Annotated in this window: 10 protein-coding genes and 1 pseudogene; 1 reads left to right on the plus strand and 10 read right to left on the minus strand. The window is 45.8% G+C overall.

All coding sequences use genetic code 11. The features are described 5' to 3' along the window. Positions 1-102 precede the first annotated feature (102 nt). Positions 103-7,620: a glycoside hydrolase family 3 N-terminal domain-containing protein gene (locus AC1DPK_RS07950; RefSeq protein ID WP_477509934.1), complete on the minus strand. Its 7,518-nt coding sequence runs from the start codon at positions 7,618-7,620 to the stop codon at positions 103-105. A 334-nt stretch (positions 7,621-7,954) separates the two neighbouring features. On the opposite strand from AC1DPK_RS07950, the gene AC1DPK_RS07955 reads away from it, so the two are divergent. Then, positions 7,955-8,401 (plus strand): tellurite resistance TerB family protein, encoded by a 447-nt coding sequence (locus tag AC1DPK_RS07955; RefSeq protein ID WP_076267368.1) that lies wholly within the window; start codon positions 7,955-7,957, stop codon positions 8,399-8,401. A gap of 79 nt (positions 8,402-8,480) precedes the next feature. Here AC1DPK_RS07955 and AC1DPK_RS07960 read toward each other — a convergent pair whose 3' ends face one another. The 9 genes and pseudogenes from AC1DPK_RS07960 to AC1DPK_RS08000 all read right to left on the minus strand — a co-directional run bounded on the left by AC1DPK_RS07960 (position 8,481) and on the right by AC1DPK_RS08000 (position 17,485). Further along, positions 8,481-9,071 (minus strand): thymidine kinase, encoded by a 591-nt coding sequence (locus AC1DPK_RS07960; RefSeq protein WP_339205085.1) that lies wholly within the window; start codon positions 9,069-9,071, stop codon positions 8,481-8,483. Positions 9,072-9,124: 53 nt separating this feature from the next. Beyond that, positions 9,125-9,694 (minus strand): hypothetical protein, encoded by a 570-nt coding sequence (locus tag AC1DPK_RS07965; RefSeq protein ID WP_477509935.1) that lies wholly within the window; start codon positions 9,692-9,694, stop codon positions 9,125-9,127. Between the two features lie 314 nt (positions 9,695-10,008). After that, complete coding sequence (locus AC1DPK_RS07970; RefSeq protein WP_339205088.1) at positions 10,009-11,103, minus strand: toxic anion resistance protein; 1,095 nt, start codon at positions 11,101-11,103, stop codon at positions 10,009-10,011. Between the two features lie 18 nt (positions 11,104-11,121). Continuing rightward, positions 11,122-11,814, minus strand: coding sequence for a hypothetical protein (locus tag AC1DPK_RS07975; RefSeq protein WP_477509936.1), 693 nt, complete (start codon positions 11,812-11,814; stop codon positions 11,122-11,124). A gap of 169 nt (positions 11,815-11,983) precedes the next feature. After that, positions 11,984-13,012: an ATP-grasp domain-containing protein gene (locus AC1DPK_RS07980; protein WP_477509937.1), complete on the minus strand. Its 1,029-nt coding sequence runs from the start codon at positions 13,010-13,012 to the stop codon at positions 11,984-11,986. A 48-nt stretch (positions 13,013-13,060) separates the two neighbouring features. After that, the gene (locus tag AC1DPK_RS07985; RefSeq protein ID WP_477509938.1) at positions 13,061-13,858 is read right to left on the minus strand and encodes an HAD family hydrolase; all 798 of its coding nucleotides are present in this window, start codon (positions 13,856-13,858) and stop codon (positions 13,061-13,063) included. Further along, positions 13,855-15,009: a cysteine protease StiP family protein gene (locus tag AC1DPK_RS07990; protein WP_477509963.1), complete on the minus strand. Its 1,155-nt coding sequence runs from the start codon at positions 15,007-15,009 to the stop codon at positions 13,855-13,857. The genes AC1DPK_RS07985 and AC1DPK_RS07990 overlap by 4 nt, the downstream gene beginning before the upstream one ends. Before the next feature lie 27 nt (positions 15,010-15,036). Further along, a pseudogene (locus AC1DPK_RS07995) lies at positions 15,037-16,338 on the minus strand (phosphoribosyltransferase family protein); the annotation flags it as partial. Then, positions 16,280-17,485, minus strand: coding sequence for an HpcH/HpaI aldolase/citrate lyase family protein (locus AC1DPK_RS08000; protein WP_256710842.1), 1,206 nt, complete (start codon positions 17,483-17,485; stop codon positions 16,280-16,282). The gene AC1DPK_RS08000 and the pseudogene AC1DPK_RS07995, both read right to left, overlap by 59 nt. Positions 17,486-17,525: the final 40 nt, after the last annotated feature.

Consider the following 17,525-nt stretch of genomic DNA (forward strand, 5'->3'; position numbering starts at 1 on the left):
AGAATAGGCAAAAAAAAGAGAAGCCCTCTTTCCCACTTTATCAGTGAGTTCGAAGGCTTCTTCCTTGTCATTCAATGAGCCGCATCGCTCATCCCAATCTTATTACTTGTTGTAAATGGTATACATAATAACTGCTGCTTCCGCACGGGTTGTATAACCAAGCGGGTTAAGCTTAGCGCCGTCGCCCTTCACAATGCCGTTCGCTACGAGAAGAGCAGCACTGTCCGTTGCATAAGCTGCTAACTGCTTCAAATCGGTGAACGATTGCAATTGCTCCGAGCTTCCTGCTTGCAGCTTCTTGCCAGAAATATTTAACGCTCTTGCTGTCATCGCGATCATTTCTTGCCTTGTAATGGAGGCATTCGGATCAAATGCACCGTCCGCACGGCCAGTTACTACGCCAAGCTTCTTCGCAATGGCAACCGCATCATAATAATAAGAACCTTTTGCCACATCGGTAAACTGACTATCATACGCAGCATTAAGACCTAAAGTTTTCACGAGCAGGGTAATAAAATCTGCCCGCTTCACATTTTGAGCTGGAGCGTATGCTTTATCCGATATGCCGTTGATGACGCCTTTTGCCGACATAACCTTAATCGCTTGTTGCGCCCAAGGATATTTGCCAAGATCGTCAAACGTTTTGCTTACGAATACTACGCCATACGTACTGAAATGATTTACTGTGAAAAGCACAGCACCTTGCGATTTATCATACTTGCCGCTTGGCACTGCAATCACTTTACCTGCTGCGTCGAAATACCACACTGTAATTTGCTCGCTGCTCGCCAGCTCATCAGCTGTTGGAGTATAACTAAGCGATACGTTTACAGCAGCTTCTGTATTGCTCCATACCACTTTAACGCCGTCAACGAAGAGATTCAGCTCAATCGCAGGACGGCTGCCGATGGCTGCTCTCGCATCTTCGCTAAGCTTTGTTTTATCGATGTTCGCAATCACAATGGACACGTTTTTCGCATCCGAAGGCAGTGATTTCAACATATGGCTTGGTACAACAATCGTACCCGTACCTGTCTGAATTTCATACTGTACCGATAGCTTAGCCACGCTAATTGTCCCTTTAGGCAATTGCACCTCGTAGCCATTAGCTCCATTTACACTCGGTACTTTAATTGTAATGGTTTGAACGGTACCATTATTTCCTTCTACTGATTTCAAAGCTTCGTCGATAAGCGTCTGGCTTATCGCAGTTTTACCAAGTCCGCTAGCCGTGTCAATGACCGGAGTTGGTGCCGGTATTGTGCCCTTTCCACTCGGAGGCGTCGTAGGAGCTGGCGTTACAGCTGGCCCCGTTGGTGACGTCGGCGTTGGTGTTGGCGTTGGTGTTGGCGTTGGTGTTGTTGTTGGCTCTTCCCCTGGTGTAATGATATACGTAAATGGTGCAACAAAGCTGTCCTTCATTCCTGCTTTAATCGCGATCGTGCGGAGCACTGTCAGCTCCGAGAGCTTAAACTCTCCTTTGTACAATTGCCCATTTGTACTGGTAGGCAGCGATCCATCTGTTGTATAGTAAATGGCTGCTCCTTCTGTAGCAGTCGTTAAAGCAACCGTTTTGGTTCCTTTGTAGGCTCCAGCTTTCAGCGAAGCAGTCGGAAGCGCTGTGGTACCTGTAATTTGCGTAACCGCTTCAGTCTGCTCAAGCGTGATCCAATCAAGGTTTGCCCCATCATTATTGCTAGTAAATTGAATCGTTTGCACGCCTTCTGCAAGCTCTACAATGCCAGAAGCCTCTGCATATTTATCCCATCCACCACTTGCTCCTAGCGGTGTAGTAGACAACTTTTGCCCATTCACGGACAACGTTCCACTCACGCCTGCTTGCGGCGTTGCATAACGGTAGGTCACTTTGTAGAAGCTCGATTTTGCGATATTAACGTCAAAATAAAGCGAGCCTGCTGCCGCGATAAAACCTACGTTTTTGAATAACAGCGTTTGTCCGTCCATATTGCTTTGAACAGCAGCCGCATCCGCATGGGTGTAGCTTTCCGCTTCAATTTTCATAACACCGCTCTGATCCATTACCTGTACAACATAAGGCTCGAATTTAATGCCTCTAAGCTCGTAGCCGGATGCTCCAGCCAGAATACGAAGCTTTTGGTCGCCTTCAACGAGATCAATGACAATTCGCATTTCAACGACCTGGTTGTAAAGGTTTGGTACGTTAATCGTTTTCCGAACTGCGCCATCTTGCGCCTCCAGCACGATGCCATTCACAGCTTGGCCGCCAGATGTAGCCTTAAAGGTTGCAACATAGGAACCAGTAGCTGGCACGTGTACCAAATAATCGGCATAATCGCCCGCATCAATTTGGGTTAGCCTGCTCGCGCTTCCTGTTCCAGACACTGCGAATCCTTTTAATCGATTGAACTGATCCAATGAATCAAGGGACAAAAGATTTACTGGCTCCTTCACATTTTCGGTTCCAAGCAGCACTGCCTTAGCGTTTAACGCCATACCTCCTGTTGAATCATCGTAGGCTTGCAGTGGAACGTTAACCTGCAATTCCAATTCATTATAGTAAACGGTTCCGCTCCAGTTCAGCGTAAGCTTCACTCGATTAGGGCTGAGAAGCTCCGCCGAGCGCAGTGATACGCCTCCTTGCGAGGTCGCCGCTCCCGACACGGTTATCGCTCCAAGTTGACTCTGCACGAATGTACCGCCAGCAAGGGTAACGATTAGTTCTTTGCCATTTACGTCATAAGCAATCTGACTCTCTGACAAGGATAACGACTCCGCATCATCAATAGCCTTAATGATAACTTTAGAGCTCATCGTCTTACCGGTGCTTCCAGAAGCAGCTTCATATGTGCTGGCTGTTACTGTGACGGTACGATCAGAGTCATAGTCTCTAGTCGCCCCTCCTCCTAAGGTAAGCTTAGCCATATGGTCATCAACACGATAAACGCTATCTACAACCGTTCCGACATACCCGTCGATGGACCAATTGGAGGAAGTCAGCTCCTCTTTATACGTGTCGTTAAGCAGCTGGACAAAAATATGGCTTCCAGCCTCTGCACCTTCTGTTACGGCTGAGGCATCTGCGATAATAGCAGGCCCAACCGCAATGGCATTCAAGTTGAAGCCTTGATCAACGATTCGAACTCTTAGCGTATGAACACCTTCAGTCAGAGCAACTGTATCTGAAGCCATTGCCCAAGCATCCCAGCTCTCGCTGTTTGGTAGCTCAGTCATTTTCAGTACATTTCCTCCTAGTGAAAGCTCTGCTTTCGCTCCGTCATAGGTCGTGGAATATTGATACGTTATACCGTAGTTTCCATCCGCTGGAACCTGCACCTCATATTCCATCCAATCATTCGGATCGGCATAGCTGACCGCTGAGCCGTTTACGAGTACATTAAAGGCAGATGTGAATTTACTCGCCTCTATAGATGCGGGAAGTGAAATAGCTGCCTTATCCGCCTTCGTGAACGCAATACTTCTAACATTGAAGTCGTTTTTACTCACTTTCATCGTTAATTTATGCGCACCCTCTGGAAGCATAACGCGCTCGCGGCGATTAGCGAAGTACTCCCACTGGTACGTCGTCTGATTGATCGGCAGTGACACAAGCGGCTGGCCATCCAGTTCAAAGCTAACCAGACCATCCGTTTGGAAACCTGCAATCGCCAGATCGAGTTCATACTCGCCTGCTTCTGCTACATTTACAACATAATCGAACGAAGCTGTTCCATTTGGTGCAAATGAACCTAAGTATCCGTTCGGATTAACCTGGAACTCGCCTTCTGCTGAAGCGAAGCGCGTAGCGTCAATCGTTGCTGGAACGTTTGTTATTTGCGTACGATTCCAGCGATAGGTTGCTGCTGATTTGGCTGGAATGACCGGTTCAATTTGAAGTCCATCAACTATAATTTTAAATGGCTGCGGGTCACTCGTTTGGTTGATGACAACCGTTACAATTTCTTTGCCGTCTGGGCTTGCAAATGCAACGTTGGTTACTGTCGCAGCCGAGCCGTAATTGCTATCGATTCGCACATAACCAGGCTTCACGAATTTCGTAAACTGCCCCATCAAATAATACTCCGGCAGCAGCCAGTAGTGATCTGGATTCGAGGAATCCTGAACGACTGGGGTCGGATCAGGAATACCTACCCATTGATGGGATGAAATATCGCTGTCCAGCATCGTAACCCAGCTGTTATAGCTTTTAGCATAGTTGCGGAAATATTGTGCGATTCGGTCAGCGCCCGTTGTCCCCCATACCGCACGCTCCGTTAAATACACGCTTTTCTGCGGGAACAGCTTTTGAAGCTCCGTCATCATGGACAGCTCGCCGCCATAATCGTGGAACGCCGTCCCTTCTATGGCATCGTAAGCCCCTTCTACGGAATTACCCAGAATTTGTGCTGGATAAGCCATCGTATCGCCAGGATTGTGGTCGAACATCCATAGCTTTACACTTTTGATTTTTGCATTGCTATTCTGATCTAGCTTTGCCCGCAGCAGCTTGGCTAGACGTGACGCTTGCTGCCATGACATCGCTGTACTTGGATAATCAATTTCGAGCAGCGGCTCATTTTGCAGCGTCATGCCTTCAAAGTAGATGCCATGCTCAGCGTATGCCTCTAAAAATTTCACATAATAATCTGCAAGCACAGGAAGATATTCTTCCTTCACTTGACCTCTTACCATGCTGCCCGTTGTTTTCATCCAGCCTGGAGGGCTCCAAGGCGATGCAAAAAACTGTACATCGGGATTAATCGCTTGTATCTTTTTGACGGTTGGAATAATGCCAAAATCAATATCCTTCTGAATGGAAAATTTCTTAAGCTCAACGTCCGTTTCACCGGCAGGCAAATCATCGTACGAATAAAACTTTTGCGCTGTAAAATCGGAGGTTCCGATCGTTAGGCGAATCAAGCTCATGCCGATGCCGTTATCCTTGTCGATCAATTGGCGAAGCAGCTCTGTCTGCTTCTCCGGAGACATTTTCACAAGATTATGAATCGTCGCTTCTTCCATGGACGAACCGATTCCTAGCATCGTTTGATATTTTTTATCCGGATTTATCGTAATCGTTGTCGCTTTGCTGTTATCTGGAAGGGTAATATCTAAATTCGTCTGCTGCTCCAGCTTCTTATCGCCAGCTTGATAACGATCCGCATAATACCATTTGCGGTCACCCGCATCACGTTCACTGGAGATCCATGCCTCAACAGCTCCGCTAATAAGGACTGGCTGTTCGCCGCCTCCATTACCTGGATCAGTGCCGCCACCGCCGCCAGCTGGAACATCGCCTGTACGCGTAAACTCTACCCAGTTAAAATTAATGTCTCCGGCAATAAACTCAAGCCTCAGCTTTTGAATGCCTGCTTGGCTTAGCACGATATTCTCGACGGTGGCCGTTTGCCAGCTTTGCCAGCCTCCTGTGGAGCCTACGCTCAACGTACCAAGCGTCGCTCCCGCTTCGCTCTTAATCTTAATCCCCGTTGCACCGCCGTTGCCAGCATAGCGGAAATCGGCTTTATAGGTACCGGGTTCGCTCACTTTCACCCTATAATCCAGCCATGCGCCGCCGGACGTCCAGCCAATATTTTTGCCGCCGCCAATGTCCTGCGTGTCCTCTGTATTCAATCCGCTGCTCTTCGCATCGAACGCTTCCGCCTCGACCTTGCCCGGGATAGGCAGTGAAGGCTTCTCTGGTTCTACAGGTTTGCTCGGCAGATCAGGCGTAGCCTGCCCGCTCGTCAAGCCGTAACCGATAGGAAACAGCAAATTCGGACTGACATCGGTCATAATTGGATAATTATTCGTTACATAAAATGGCCATTTAATCGGGTTTTTCCCTTTAAACGGTTTGCCCCCAATCAGTACATCAGCGACGCCTTGACCTTCCGTACCTGGAAGCCATGCTGCGACAAGCGCATCCCAGTCACCCAGTTGATCCGCTATCGTAAGCGGGCGTCCGGATACAAGAACAACAACGAGTGGAATGTTCGGATCAGCTGCACGAATATTTGCAATCGTTGCGAGATCCTCTTCGTCGAGATTCAGGCTCGTACGATCTCCATTCGTTTCTGCATAAGGCGTTTCGCCTACAACAGCAATAGCTACGTCATAACCAGCAGCGCCGCGGCCATGCTTGTTGTACGTTACCGTCTTCGCGGCTCCTGCAACCTCTTTAAGTCCTTCATAGATTGTCGTTCCGGTCGTAATCGCCCCGGATGCTCCCTGCCAAGTAATCGACCAGCCGCCAGATTGGTTGCCGATATCGTTCGCATTTTTACCTGCTACGAAGATTTTGTCCATATCCTTCAGCTGAGACATAATCGGTGAACCGTTCACCTCATCGTTCTTCAGAAGAACGAGCGACTCCGCCGCAGCTTGACGCGCAAGCGCACGATGCTCAGATGCACCGAAGTAGCCTGCCAAATCCATATCTGTCTTTGGATTCTCAAATAGGCCAGATGAAATTTTTACCTTCAAAATACGGAGGACTGCATCATTGATACGCTCTTCCGTAATGCTGCCATCCTTAACAAGACTAATTAAATGCTCAAGGCTGGCTCTCCAGTCACCCGTCAGCATGAACATATCTACGCCTGCATTAACGGACGCTTTCAGCTGATCTTTCAAGCCGCTGACTGCTTTGCCGTCTTGATCACGCGTGATTTGCTGAATCGCGTTATAATCCGAAATAACAAAACCTTTAAATCCAAGCTCACCCTTCAGCACATCCGTAAGAAGCCGCTTATTCGCATGCATCTTAAGGCCTTGAATGCTGTGGTAAGATGCCATTACCGTTTGTACACCTGCATCAACGGCAGCTTTGTACATCTCTAAATCACTTGCAATAAGCTGATCCTCTGTGTACTTCGTTACATTCCCTTGGTTAACGCCGTTATCCGTATAGCCTTCACCTAAAAAATGCTTCGCAGCGCCAACGACATGTTTCGTCTGACTGCGCTCCGCAGGTGTTTCTCCTTGCAGCCCTTGAATGTATGCTGCACCAAGCACCTTGGATATCGCTTGATTGCCGCTGTATCCTTCATAGGTCCGGCCCCATCGAATATCCTGCGGGGCTGCAATCGTCGGCGCAAAATCCCAATTTGCTCCGGTTGCGCGTATTTCCTTTGCTGTCGCGGCGCCGATTTGTTTCACCAGCTCAGCATTATTCGCTGCACCCAAACCGATATTATGCGGGAACAAGGTTGCTCCCTTCACATTGTTATGTCCGTGTACTCCATCCACGCCATACAACAGCGGAATCCCGAGACGCGTAGAAAGCGCGCCATTCTGATAGCCGTCTATAAGCGTCTGCCAATTTTCACGCGTGCTGTCCTGCTGCTTGCCGTTCGGGAACGAACCGCCGCCGCTAAGCACCGAGCCGATAAAATATTGCTTCACTTCCTCAGGCGTAATATTCGATTTCTCTGGCTGTATCATTTGTCCTGCGCGCTCTTCTAGTGTCATCCGGGCAAGCAGATCCGCCGCCTTTGCATCCACGCTTTTTGATGGGTCCAAGTACGTCGGCAATCCCCCATTTGACTGCGCCAAAGGCGCTGCTCCTACTGAAAGCAAGCTCGTCATTAGCGATATGACCAGCAGCATCGCCGTCATCATCGACATTTTTCTTTTCAAACCAAACCCTCCCCATAACTATAATTGTCGTCTCACGGCATATCCCTTCTTAATTGAAATGGACAGCTGTAGACGAGATTACTTACAAGTATAAAATTGAAAACGATTTCATAATATGAGTCATTTTTAAGATGATGTGCGTTGTTTTTTGTATAATATAATCGATTTCAAAAATACATCGTCTCTCATTCTATAGTTCATCCTATTTCCTTTTCATTCAACGATCTAATCTAACAGCATAAACAGACAATTTACCGCAAAATTTGCTAAATGACCCCAATTAAATCTACAATAGAATAATAAGATTTAAATTCACTCTAGGAGGCTGAGCTAAATGAGCTCTTTCAAATCATGGCTGCAAACAAGTAAGCAAGGACTAACCGATCAGGTCAAAAAATTTAAAAATAAAGAATTCCTAGATGCGGTAGTAGCTGGCTGTGCGATTGTAGCAGCAGCAGACGGTTCCGTCGACTCCAATGAAAAACAAAAAATGGCCGGCTACATAGGCCGCAGCGAAGAATTAAAAGTTTTTGATATGAGTGATGTGATTAACCGTTTCAATCACTTTGTAGGCAACATGGAGTTTGACGCGATGATTGGCAAGCAAGAGGCGCTTAAAGCGATTGCCAAATTCCGCAGCAAACCAGACGTTGCTCGTGTAATCGTTGGTGTGTGCAGCGCAATCGGAGCAGCAGACGGCGATTTCGATATGAAGGAACAAGCTGCTGTGCGTGACATCTGCAATACCCTTGGACTTAATCCAAGTGAATTCAGTCTTTAATAGCAAACCAAACAAAAGAACCTCCAAAGCCACTGCAACAGTGGATCTGGAGGTTCTTTTGTATTGTTATTACCTCTGCTTACGCATTGCGAAAAGCTTCGTTATAGCAGCGTCTGCATACAGGCTTATAATCCTCGTTGCCGCCAATCTGGATTTGCGCACCTGCATTCATCGGCTGTCCGTCATTATAGCGTATAACCATCGTTGCTTTCCGATCACAGAACCAGCAAATGGTTTTAATCTCTTCAATTTTATCCGCCTGCACGAGCAAGTTATAGCTGCCCTCAAATAATTGATTTTGAAAATCGTTTTTGAGCCCAAACGCCATAACAGGGATGTTAAGCTCATCCACGACTTGTGTAAGCTCCAAAATATGATGTTTCTTCAAAAACTGCGCCTCATCCACGAGTACGCAATAAATTTTGGATGGTGCAGCTCCTGCAACGAAGCTTTTCACACTTTCAAAAAGGTTCGTATCCTCTTGAACCGGAATGGACTCCCGCTCGAACCCTACACGAGAACCTACACGATCCACACCGCCTCTTGCACTTACCGATGGTGAATAAATAAGAACCTGCTTGCCTTGCTCTTCATAATTGTGAGCCACTTTAATGATTTCGAAAGATTTACCGCTGTTCATTGTTCCATATTTGTAATAAAGCTGTGCCAACCTAATCTCCTCCAGAACCATTCAGTGCTTCTATTATACAGGAAGTGACTCCGTTATTGTATCGTTTGGAGCCTTGTTTTCGCTTCCCCATATGTTTTGACAATTTGTTGAATTTTCTGGAATTCCGGGTCGGTTGGACCTAGATCAGCCATGAACATTCGGTGCAATATTTGATTATAAAGATTTTGACGCGATTCAATCATTTGTACCTCGAGTCGAATAAGATCCTCCAGGTCATTTTCGTCAATTAACTGTTCGATATTGATTTCTTCTGGCTTGGAAGAACGCTGTTCGTCAAAGATCAGGTCCGAACCACCGCGCCCTATACGAGGAAGCGCTTCGTACTCCACCTCTGTCTCCTCCTGCTGTCCAAGCGGAATGGATGTATTCAGCTCGGAAAGAAGAATGCCTTCTTTCGCCAACATCACTTGAAAAGGTTTATGCTGGATCAAATCTGCTATGACAAGCCTGCTCATATCTTTATTGCGAATCAAAGAGGAATCAAAAGGATGAAGGACCCATTGCTGGTCTCGATTGAACAGATTAAAAGTAAACCACTCACCGCCATAGATGAACCGTACATTAATATTTGACTCCGAAATAATTTCATAGGTAAACTCCAATTGGAACACCTCCGATCAGCCAGTATAATTCATCCTATTATACCAAATCAGAGGTGAACACAAACAGCGATGCTTAAAAATCTTTCAAAATATCCTCCGCCCGTTCAAAGCTGGCAACAACAATTAAGACGACAATGAGTGCAGCTATGGCAATTTCGCCAATCATAGCATGATCACCTCGTTTTTTCTTTAAGACTATGCTGTTTCTCTATGCTTTATGAGCCATTACTTGTAGGACATCCGTCATTTCTTCTCAAAAAACGCAAAAAAACGAGCCCTTGGAGAGCTCGTCCTGCTAATTATGCTTTTTTGATTCACTCCAAAAATCCTTTGGCTGCTGAAGAAGGAAGCTCCGCCTGGCTAGCTCCAGAACCCGCTTGAATGCCTAAGCGTTGTCCAACCTTTTGATTAATTTGCGTCATTTTTTCCGTTTGCTGGGATACCGTTTGAATAATTTGTCGATTGGAGTTCTCGTACTTGTCCATCGCGGAGAAGAGATCCGACATTGCCCGCTCCACAAGCTCCATGCTCATAGCCGGCTTCGTTAATGCTTGATTAGCTCGCTCGCTCGTTTCATTCAAAAGACGCGCATTCTCAGCAAATTGATTGCCTAACATTTCGTTCGTTGAATTGACTGCTTCTATTGCCTTCATCTGGTCATCAATCGCACTGGCAATCAAGACTGACACCGACATGAGATGCTGGGTTTTATCAATCGAGCTGTCCAGCGCATCCATTAGCTTATCATTTGTATCATTAATAATATCCGTTGCGGCAATGGCTTGCTGATAAAGCATGATCATTTCCGTATACGTTTGAAGCTTCGTTACAACCTTTCGAAGCCCGCGCTCCAAATAGGTTTTCCGGTGCTCGTTCTCAGGCTTAGCAATTTCCTCTTCGAACATTTTTTTGAGACGATTACCATATTCGACAAGCAGCTGCAGGTCGTATACATTGTCTAGACTGCTGCGCTTCAAGTTTCTCATGTGAATGACGTTCTCTTCCAAGTTGTCGCGGCCGTCTCTGAGCGATTTGACGATCACCTGCACGTTAGACTTTGCAGATTGATATTTATAAATATAAGCCTTCATCGGTGCTTTCCGAAGCAGCTTCTGCACGAGCGAGAGCTGCTTGCTTTTGCTCAAATCCTCAACCTCGCTGCGAAGCTTAAGCATGTTGTTTGCTACCTCAGACCGTTTGCCTGACATGAGATCCGACAGCGGTCTCTCGAGCATCGTAAGCGTCTGGCTTGAGCGCTCAAGCGTCTTCTGGCCTTTTTTCGTAATCTCATCCATTAGTGTATCCAGATGCATAGCATCGGTTGTCGCTACCTTCTGCATCGTGTTCTGCACTTCTTGCTCCAGCTTCTGAATATCTTCATTTTTTAATTGTACGAGTTGTTGCGCCATTGTTCATTTCCCCCTTCATTAGTCAGTAAGTCGATAACGCTGCTGAATTAACTCAGCCTTTGTATGAAGCTCCATAAGATCCTTTTGCTCAAGCGTCTTCGTATAAAAAGTAAGCTTGGAATCTACATCCTTAATGCCATCAAGTAAAAGCCGCCTATTCTGGCGTTTCGCTTCGCCGCTGAGCCGAAGAAATGGATTAATGGTCGAATTTAAATCCTTTCGCACCAATCGCAAAATGTTGTGATTAATGCTTGAGTCTCCTAACGCCATTAAATCCGGAATTAGTCGGTTTAGCCGCGACAGCAATGCGAGCGTCTTCTGAACAATTTCATCGTCTAAATTATTTTTCTCGCCTTCGAGTAAAATCATATCTTCAATGATTCCGATGTATTCTAATGCAGAAGCAAGCTCAGGATCTAGAACCTGCGGCGGAATGACAGCTGCAGGAGCTGGCTTTGAGGCCAATGATGCTTGAGCAGTTGAAACTGCATTGGGTTGTTGTATGGGCGGGTTTTGCGTATTTTGCTGCAGCTCTGGCTCGCGTGTTGGCTGATTAACTTCTTTCCTTGGACGCTGCTTCCATGATAATGCGATTAACAAACCGAACACAGGAACCGCCATAGCTATATATGGGGAGGTAATCCCATTAACAACTAATGCGACTGCATAAACGCCAATCGCGATGGCTGCGTTTTTTTTCAATGCATTCATTGCTACACCTCCATATGAGCTTTCTGAACCTAATCTTTATGCTCGTCTTCTTCCTACAATTATCTCGTTATTGGTACATAGAAGTCAATTTTAAAAAATAAAAAAAGGATGTTGAGCCAAATTAATGAGCACAATATGAAAAAAAAGGGGCTCTCGCCCCTTTCTTCGGTTATTCTACTCTGTTCATTTCCATGATCAAAGGCTGCTCTACATAACCCGCTTGTATACCAAACTTCGGATCAGGTGGATCAATCGTTTTTCCTTGCAGCGCTTGAACGGCCAAATAAGGCATATTTACGCCAGACAAGCAGGTAATATAAAGGCCGCCAGACATCCGCGGGTTGATCTCCAGCAATTTCGGTATGCCATTGTTGTAACGCACCYGAATATTAAAGGCATAAGGAATGCGAAGGCTTGTCGCAATACGATCTGCAATCGCCAGCAGCTCCGGCGTATCCTCCAATAGATAAGTCCTGCCCGTTGATTTGCGGCGAGGAATAGCTGTAATGAGTTCACCCTCAGCAGATGCCACACAATCGATACTATACTCCGTACCGTCGAGCAGCTCCATCACCATCAGCGTGTCAAAATGCTCCGTTAATGACAACGTTTCATAAGCTTGCTCAAACGTTGTAGAAAGGGTTACATAGCCATACAGGTCACGCAGCGGGTCCCGTTCATTATCAATAATCCGGAAACCCATGCCGCCTTCTGACTTCGTTGGCTTAAAGCACACCTTATGACCAGCAGCTGTGAGCTCCTCATAAGCTTGCTTAAACTGTTCTGCTGTATTTACGACACGATAGTCTGGAATCGTCACGAGATCTTTTCCTTGTAGCGCTTCGTAAAATTTATCCTTCTCAATCATGGAGTCCAGCAATTCGATATCACGGCATACCATGACCTTTGTTCCGATCTCATCAAACAAATGAACAAATCTTGATATTTCCTCCATATGCAAACGAGGAATGAAAATATCAATTTGGTTTCTTTTGCAGAAATCTACACAGAAATCTACATATTCGCGACCAAAAACAGCGGGCTCTGTTCCGATATGATCGGATGCAAGCAAGGACATATKATTAATATCCGGGTGCGTGCCAAAAAACTCAAACGACTCGCCGTCTGGATTGTTCCGAATCATATTAATGTAATGGTAAGCTACCGAAAACCAACGATTCATATAAACTCGTGTCATGTATAAAAACCTTCTTCCATCTGATTAGATATATTTTTGCGATTGCATTTATAATCTTCGTGCATGCTCTAAGATGGAGTCTAGCAGTTCTTCCGAGGCAAGCGCGCCTCTTGCTTGTGTAAATTGAATATGTGGATGTGCCGAATAGGATCGTCCAAGTTCACCATGTACAGGCGATATGGCATAATCAGCTGCTAACAGCAGACTCTCGTCGAGCAGGCTGTCGCCGGCCGCATATACGAAATTTGAAGCGAGCTTCTCTTTCACATACTGGATGGCCGCACCCTTGCTTACCTTCTCTGGAACCAAATATATTTTACGGCCTTGAAGTGAGTAGCTCCAGCCAAGCGAAGCAAGCTTCGGCTTTAGCTCCTCCAACGTTTCATGCGGCAGCTGATCTCTCTCTACCTTAATGGAATAAAATAGCTCATCACAAAGATCCGTCGACTTCACCCAGTGGGTAGAAGCAATTTCCGCAAACAGGCTCGCAATTTCCGTATGCTCAGCACAATGCTCCCTCACAGCTTCACGAACGAAGCTATGCCACTCCTGATCAATTTCTCCGTTACGGAGAACGGTACCGCCGTTGCTGACGATCACATATTCAGGACGGAACTGTTCTCTTATCGCGAAGATGCGGTTGTATTGCTCCGGAATTCGCGTCGTCACAGGAACAAATCGCATAATGCTGACAAGCTCTTGCAGCTTCTGAATCGCCGGCTTTGTCATATAAGAAATATATCTTTCCTCATAACGCTCAACGGGTACCATTTCCTCAAGCTCTATCTCGCCCTTGGATCTTACGGAATAAATTAAGGTTTGGTCCAAATCGCTCGCAAAGATCATTCCGTCTCCCCCTTCAAAGCCTTAATAATTCCGCAGCAGGAATAGGTCATGTTTGGATATTCCTCCACAGGTACACCACGGTCCTTAGCCAGCAGCAGTATATGCTTCAAGTTAGGATTATCAAGACGATCAACGAGGATTTTCCAAGGGACTCTGCGCAGAAGAACACGAGTCGTTTCACCTACGCCAGGCTTGATGAAATTAATATCAGTGATTGCAAAATCAGTTTGGATACGAGCAATATCCTGCATCCCTTGCCAAGTCATTTCATTTTCCGCAGGATTTGCTTCCATTTGAAGAGCTTCCGCTTTGGAGTCATCCGCTGTCTGATCAAAATAAGYAGAAATCGTGTCCACAAATAATTGAGACAGATCAGAGCTCTCCCACTCCTTATAATACTTTGCACCATGGAAATCATCGGCGCCAATAAGATCGCTCCGCAATACAGTCCGGCTGACTAAACCTGACACCGTTGAATTAAGGCAAGCGCTTGGAATGAGGAAATCCTCTCTTGTCCCGAACGTACTTGCACAATAGCCGGGGTCTGCGAGCACCGAAAGCTCATCATTCAATTCAATGCCGTATTTTTGCTTCATCTGGCTGCAAGCTGCTATGAGCACTTTGGCAATTGCACCTTTGCCCGTCCAGCCATCTACAAATTGCACGCGTTTATGCGGATGGTTCTGATTGATATACAGCAGCGCATTCTCATCAATGCCCTTGCCTCTAATAATGGAAAGGCTATAATGCGGAACCTCAATACCATACATGTGCTTGATATATCGCTTAATTAATACTCCAATTGGCGTACCGCCTCGCGCTAAGGATGCAAGCACAACATCAAATCCATTTTTTTGAATGATTCGCTCGGAAACCGTTCCAACTGCTCTTGCGATTCGAATGGCCGAATCACTGAGTGTGTTTTGAAACAATTGTATATATTCATCAGTAGGCTGATATTCAATCGGCAAGCTTTCCGAATAGTGGCCGCCTGTTTGCATGGCCGCTTCCCGGTCCTCCGTTCGCTGCTCTAACGAAATATCGCTAAGGTCTTTTAGCAGAAATGTAACATCCTCCTGCTTATAGCTCCCGATAGGAGCTGGATCGGCAAGCCTTTTCCGACTGAAATACACGATATGAACACGCTGGATTCCTAAGGAGAGAAGAACCTTATTAAGCTCCTCCATTTGCGCTCCTGCAACCTCGCGCTCCATAAACAAAAACATCTCATCATAATAGCCATTCGGTATGTTGTACATAAAATTCATGACGTCAGCATGTTCAGGGGAAATAAAGGGATAAGCTGTATTCACCGCATACTGTGAACTGGAATCCGGATGAATGGGGCTTCTTGTACTCGATTGATACCAAACATCATCGCCTAGTTCTGCTGCTACGCGCATAGGAATGAACATAAATTCGCCGGTTCCCATGCAAAGCACCTTACTGCCCGTTCTATGTTCTCGGAGGAACGCCGCCGCCTGTCCTACTTCTGCGTCAAGCACTAAGCTTTCTTCAGCCGTCAATCCGAAGCGGCCAGTATGCTTCAGGTAGGAAACTTCTCGATTTAATGAGGGAAGGTTAGCAAACCGATTGTTCACATAGAGAACATTAATGGCAGGCTCCGACTCATTTGTTTGTAACTCTGCTGTTTTGTCAGCATTTTGAATAGGGGTACCCTTAACAGATATCCGCCCCGCTACAAGCGATAAGCAGTTCACCGATATGCCAAGCTCTTGCTCCAGCTCATCAAAACGTTCCATATCCTCGTTTGAACGCCAATCAAGCAAACTAGCAACAATATATGTTTTCTTCCCATACCTTGCATTCAAATCGAGAATTATATTGATGGCCGTTTTCCCGGTCGTCATCTCATCATCGACCAGCACAATCGTTTCTGCATTCTCGAATACAGCTGGATTGTCAGCATAGCAGCGATGAGTAGTCGCATGGGAATGCTCTTCCTCAAAATCGATGCAGGACGTCATATAGTCAATTTTTTCCCGCGTGGTGTGCAAGAAAGACGCATTACCCTCGAACATATCGAACATGCTGTGTCCAAGCGCTGTTGCCGTTTCCGCAAAACCGATAAACAGCGTTTTTTCATCTATAATCATTTTATTTTGCTTCATCTGTTCATAGATTTCACCTGCTGCCTCAGGAGATTCAAAGGCATGCAGCAGCTGCTCCATCTGGATAGGAAGCTTCTCACCTTTAAACTGCTGATACAAAAGCCCAAGTGCCGCACCCGATAATAAGGACACATGCGGGCGAACAGGAATATGCTTGCCAAGCACCTTGCTTACGAATAAAAAACTGCGTTTTTTATTAATTCGGGCTGCCATTTGAAAAAGCTGCTCAAGCGGTATATGAAACGAATTACTCGTAACCTCAATGGTAATCTCTAAATCTCCAATAATATTAAACGATTGCTGATTCTCGTTCTTCTGCGAGCAAGCAGGTGAAGTTTTGGTTTTCATTTAGCACCCCATAAATGTCTGATCTGAACAATATTCGTTTGGCCCATGTCATATGCGGCTTAAACTCATTCATTTTGTTCGAATAACGGCTCTTCATCACACCCAAATCGCCTTGTTCATTTTCCATAATGTGCAGGGCATCCATATACTCCTCATGCGTCACCACAAGCATCGACTGTACAGGCTTAATGTGGGTAGGATGGATAATGGTTTTGCCAATTATCCCATTTTCCTTGTCCATTGCGACCTCGCGAATAAGCCCGTCCACATACTTATTAATATAATCCATACGCAAAATCCGTCCGTGTCTTCCCATGCTTTCCTCAAAAGGCGTTTGTCTGAGCTGGGGCTTAAATACGCGATCACTCTTAAAGTACTCCCATACGGGACCGGAGATCACATAATGATTATCCATCCGTCCAAAAACATTTACGATATCCGCAATACAATCACGAATGACGCCGATGTCGTAGATCGTATGATCCGGACTTCTTCGAAGCCCAAATAAACTCGAAAAATCTGTTGCTCCAATACGAACATTCAGTACATAGGCCTTGTATTCATTCAGCAGCTGGGAAATGCCCATTAGCGTTTCCATTCTTTTCTCGCGATAAATGACGTCAGAGCTTTCCAAAATAGGCATGCCGTATAACGTGGAGCTTGTTGAGCGTTTGTTCTTGTTGTATTCATGCAGCAGCTTTAAATACTCACCGCCAGTCTCCACGTTGAACTTCGGAAACACGATTCCTGTAATATATTCAATCTCTTCACCGAAAAATGAGAGCAGTCGTTTAAGCTGTTCAACAGAGCGTACTCTTATAAACATAAGCGGAATATCGTCGGCATGGAGCAAACCAATCGAAATGTAACGGCCAATCTTAATCAACGTTGCCTTCAACGTCTCTTCGGCAAATTCGATTTGATTATCACCTACTGCATCTTCAAGGTCTATCACCATAGACACGAGTCCTTCGTGTTTTCCGGTTACCAAATCATCTGCTATGTTATCCTTGGTGGCAGGCATATAGAGCGCCGCACCAATCGCGTGAGCAATAACTTCTTTGTCAGCATAATTATTGAACTGAGTTGGAAGGGAGTAAAAGAAATTTTGCTCTTCTTCATTGGTAAGATAGTTAAAATACCTCAAAGTGATCCCTCCTAAAAGTTGTGTAAAGCAATCTGAGAGT

It is taken from the genome of Paenibacillus sp. 01T424, from assembly GCF_056398745.1.

What these genes read in the sequence shown, in the direction of transcription:
- AC1DPK_RS07975 (WP_477509936.1), bottom strand. Translation starts at nt 11,814, where the DNA reads ATGAATGCATTGAAAAAAAACGCAGCCATCGCGATTGGCGTTTATGCA.
- AC1DPK_RS07955 (WP_076267368.1), top strand. Translation starts at nt 7,955, where the DNA reads ATGAGCTCTTTCAAATCATGGCTGCAAACAAGTAAGCAAGGACTAACC.
- AC1DPK_RS07985 (WP_477509938.1), bottom strand. Translation starts at nt 13,858, where the DNA reads ATGATCTTTGCGAGCGATTTGGACCAAACCTTAATTTATTCCGTAAGA.
- AC1DPK_RS07970 (WP_339205088.1), bottom strand. Translation starts at nt 11,103, where the DNA reads ATGGCGCAACAACTCGTACAATTAAAAAATGAAGATATTCAGAAGCTG.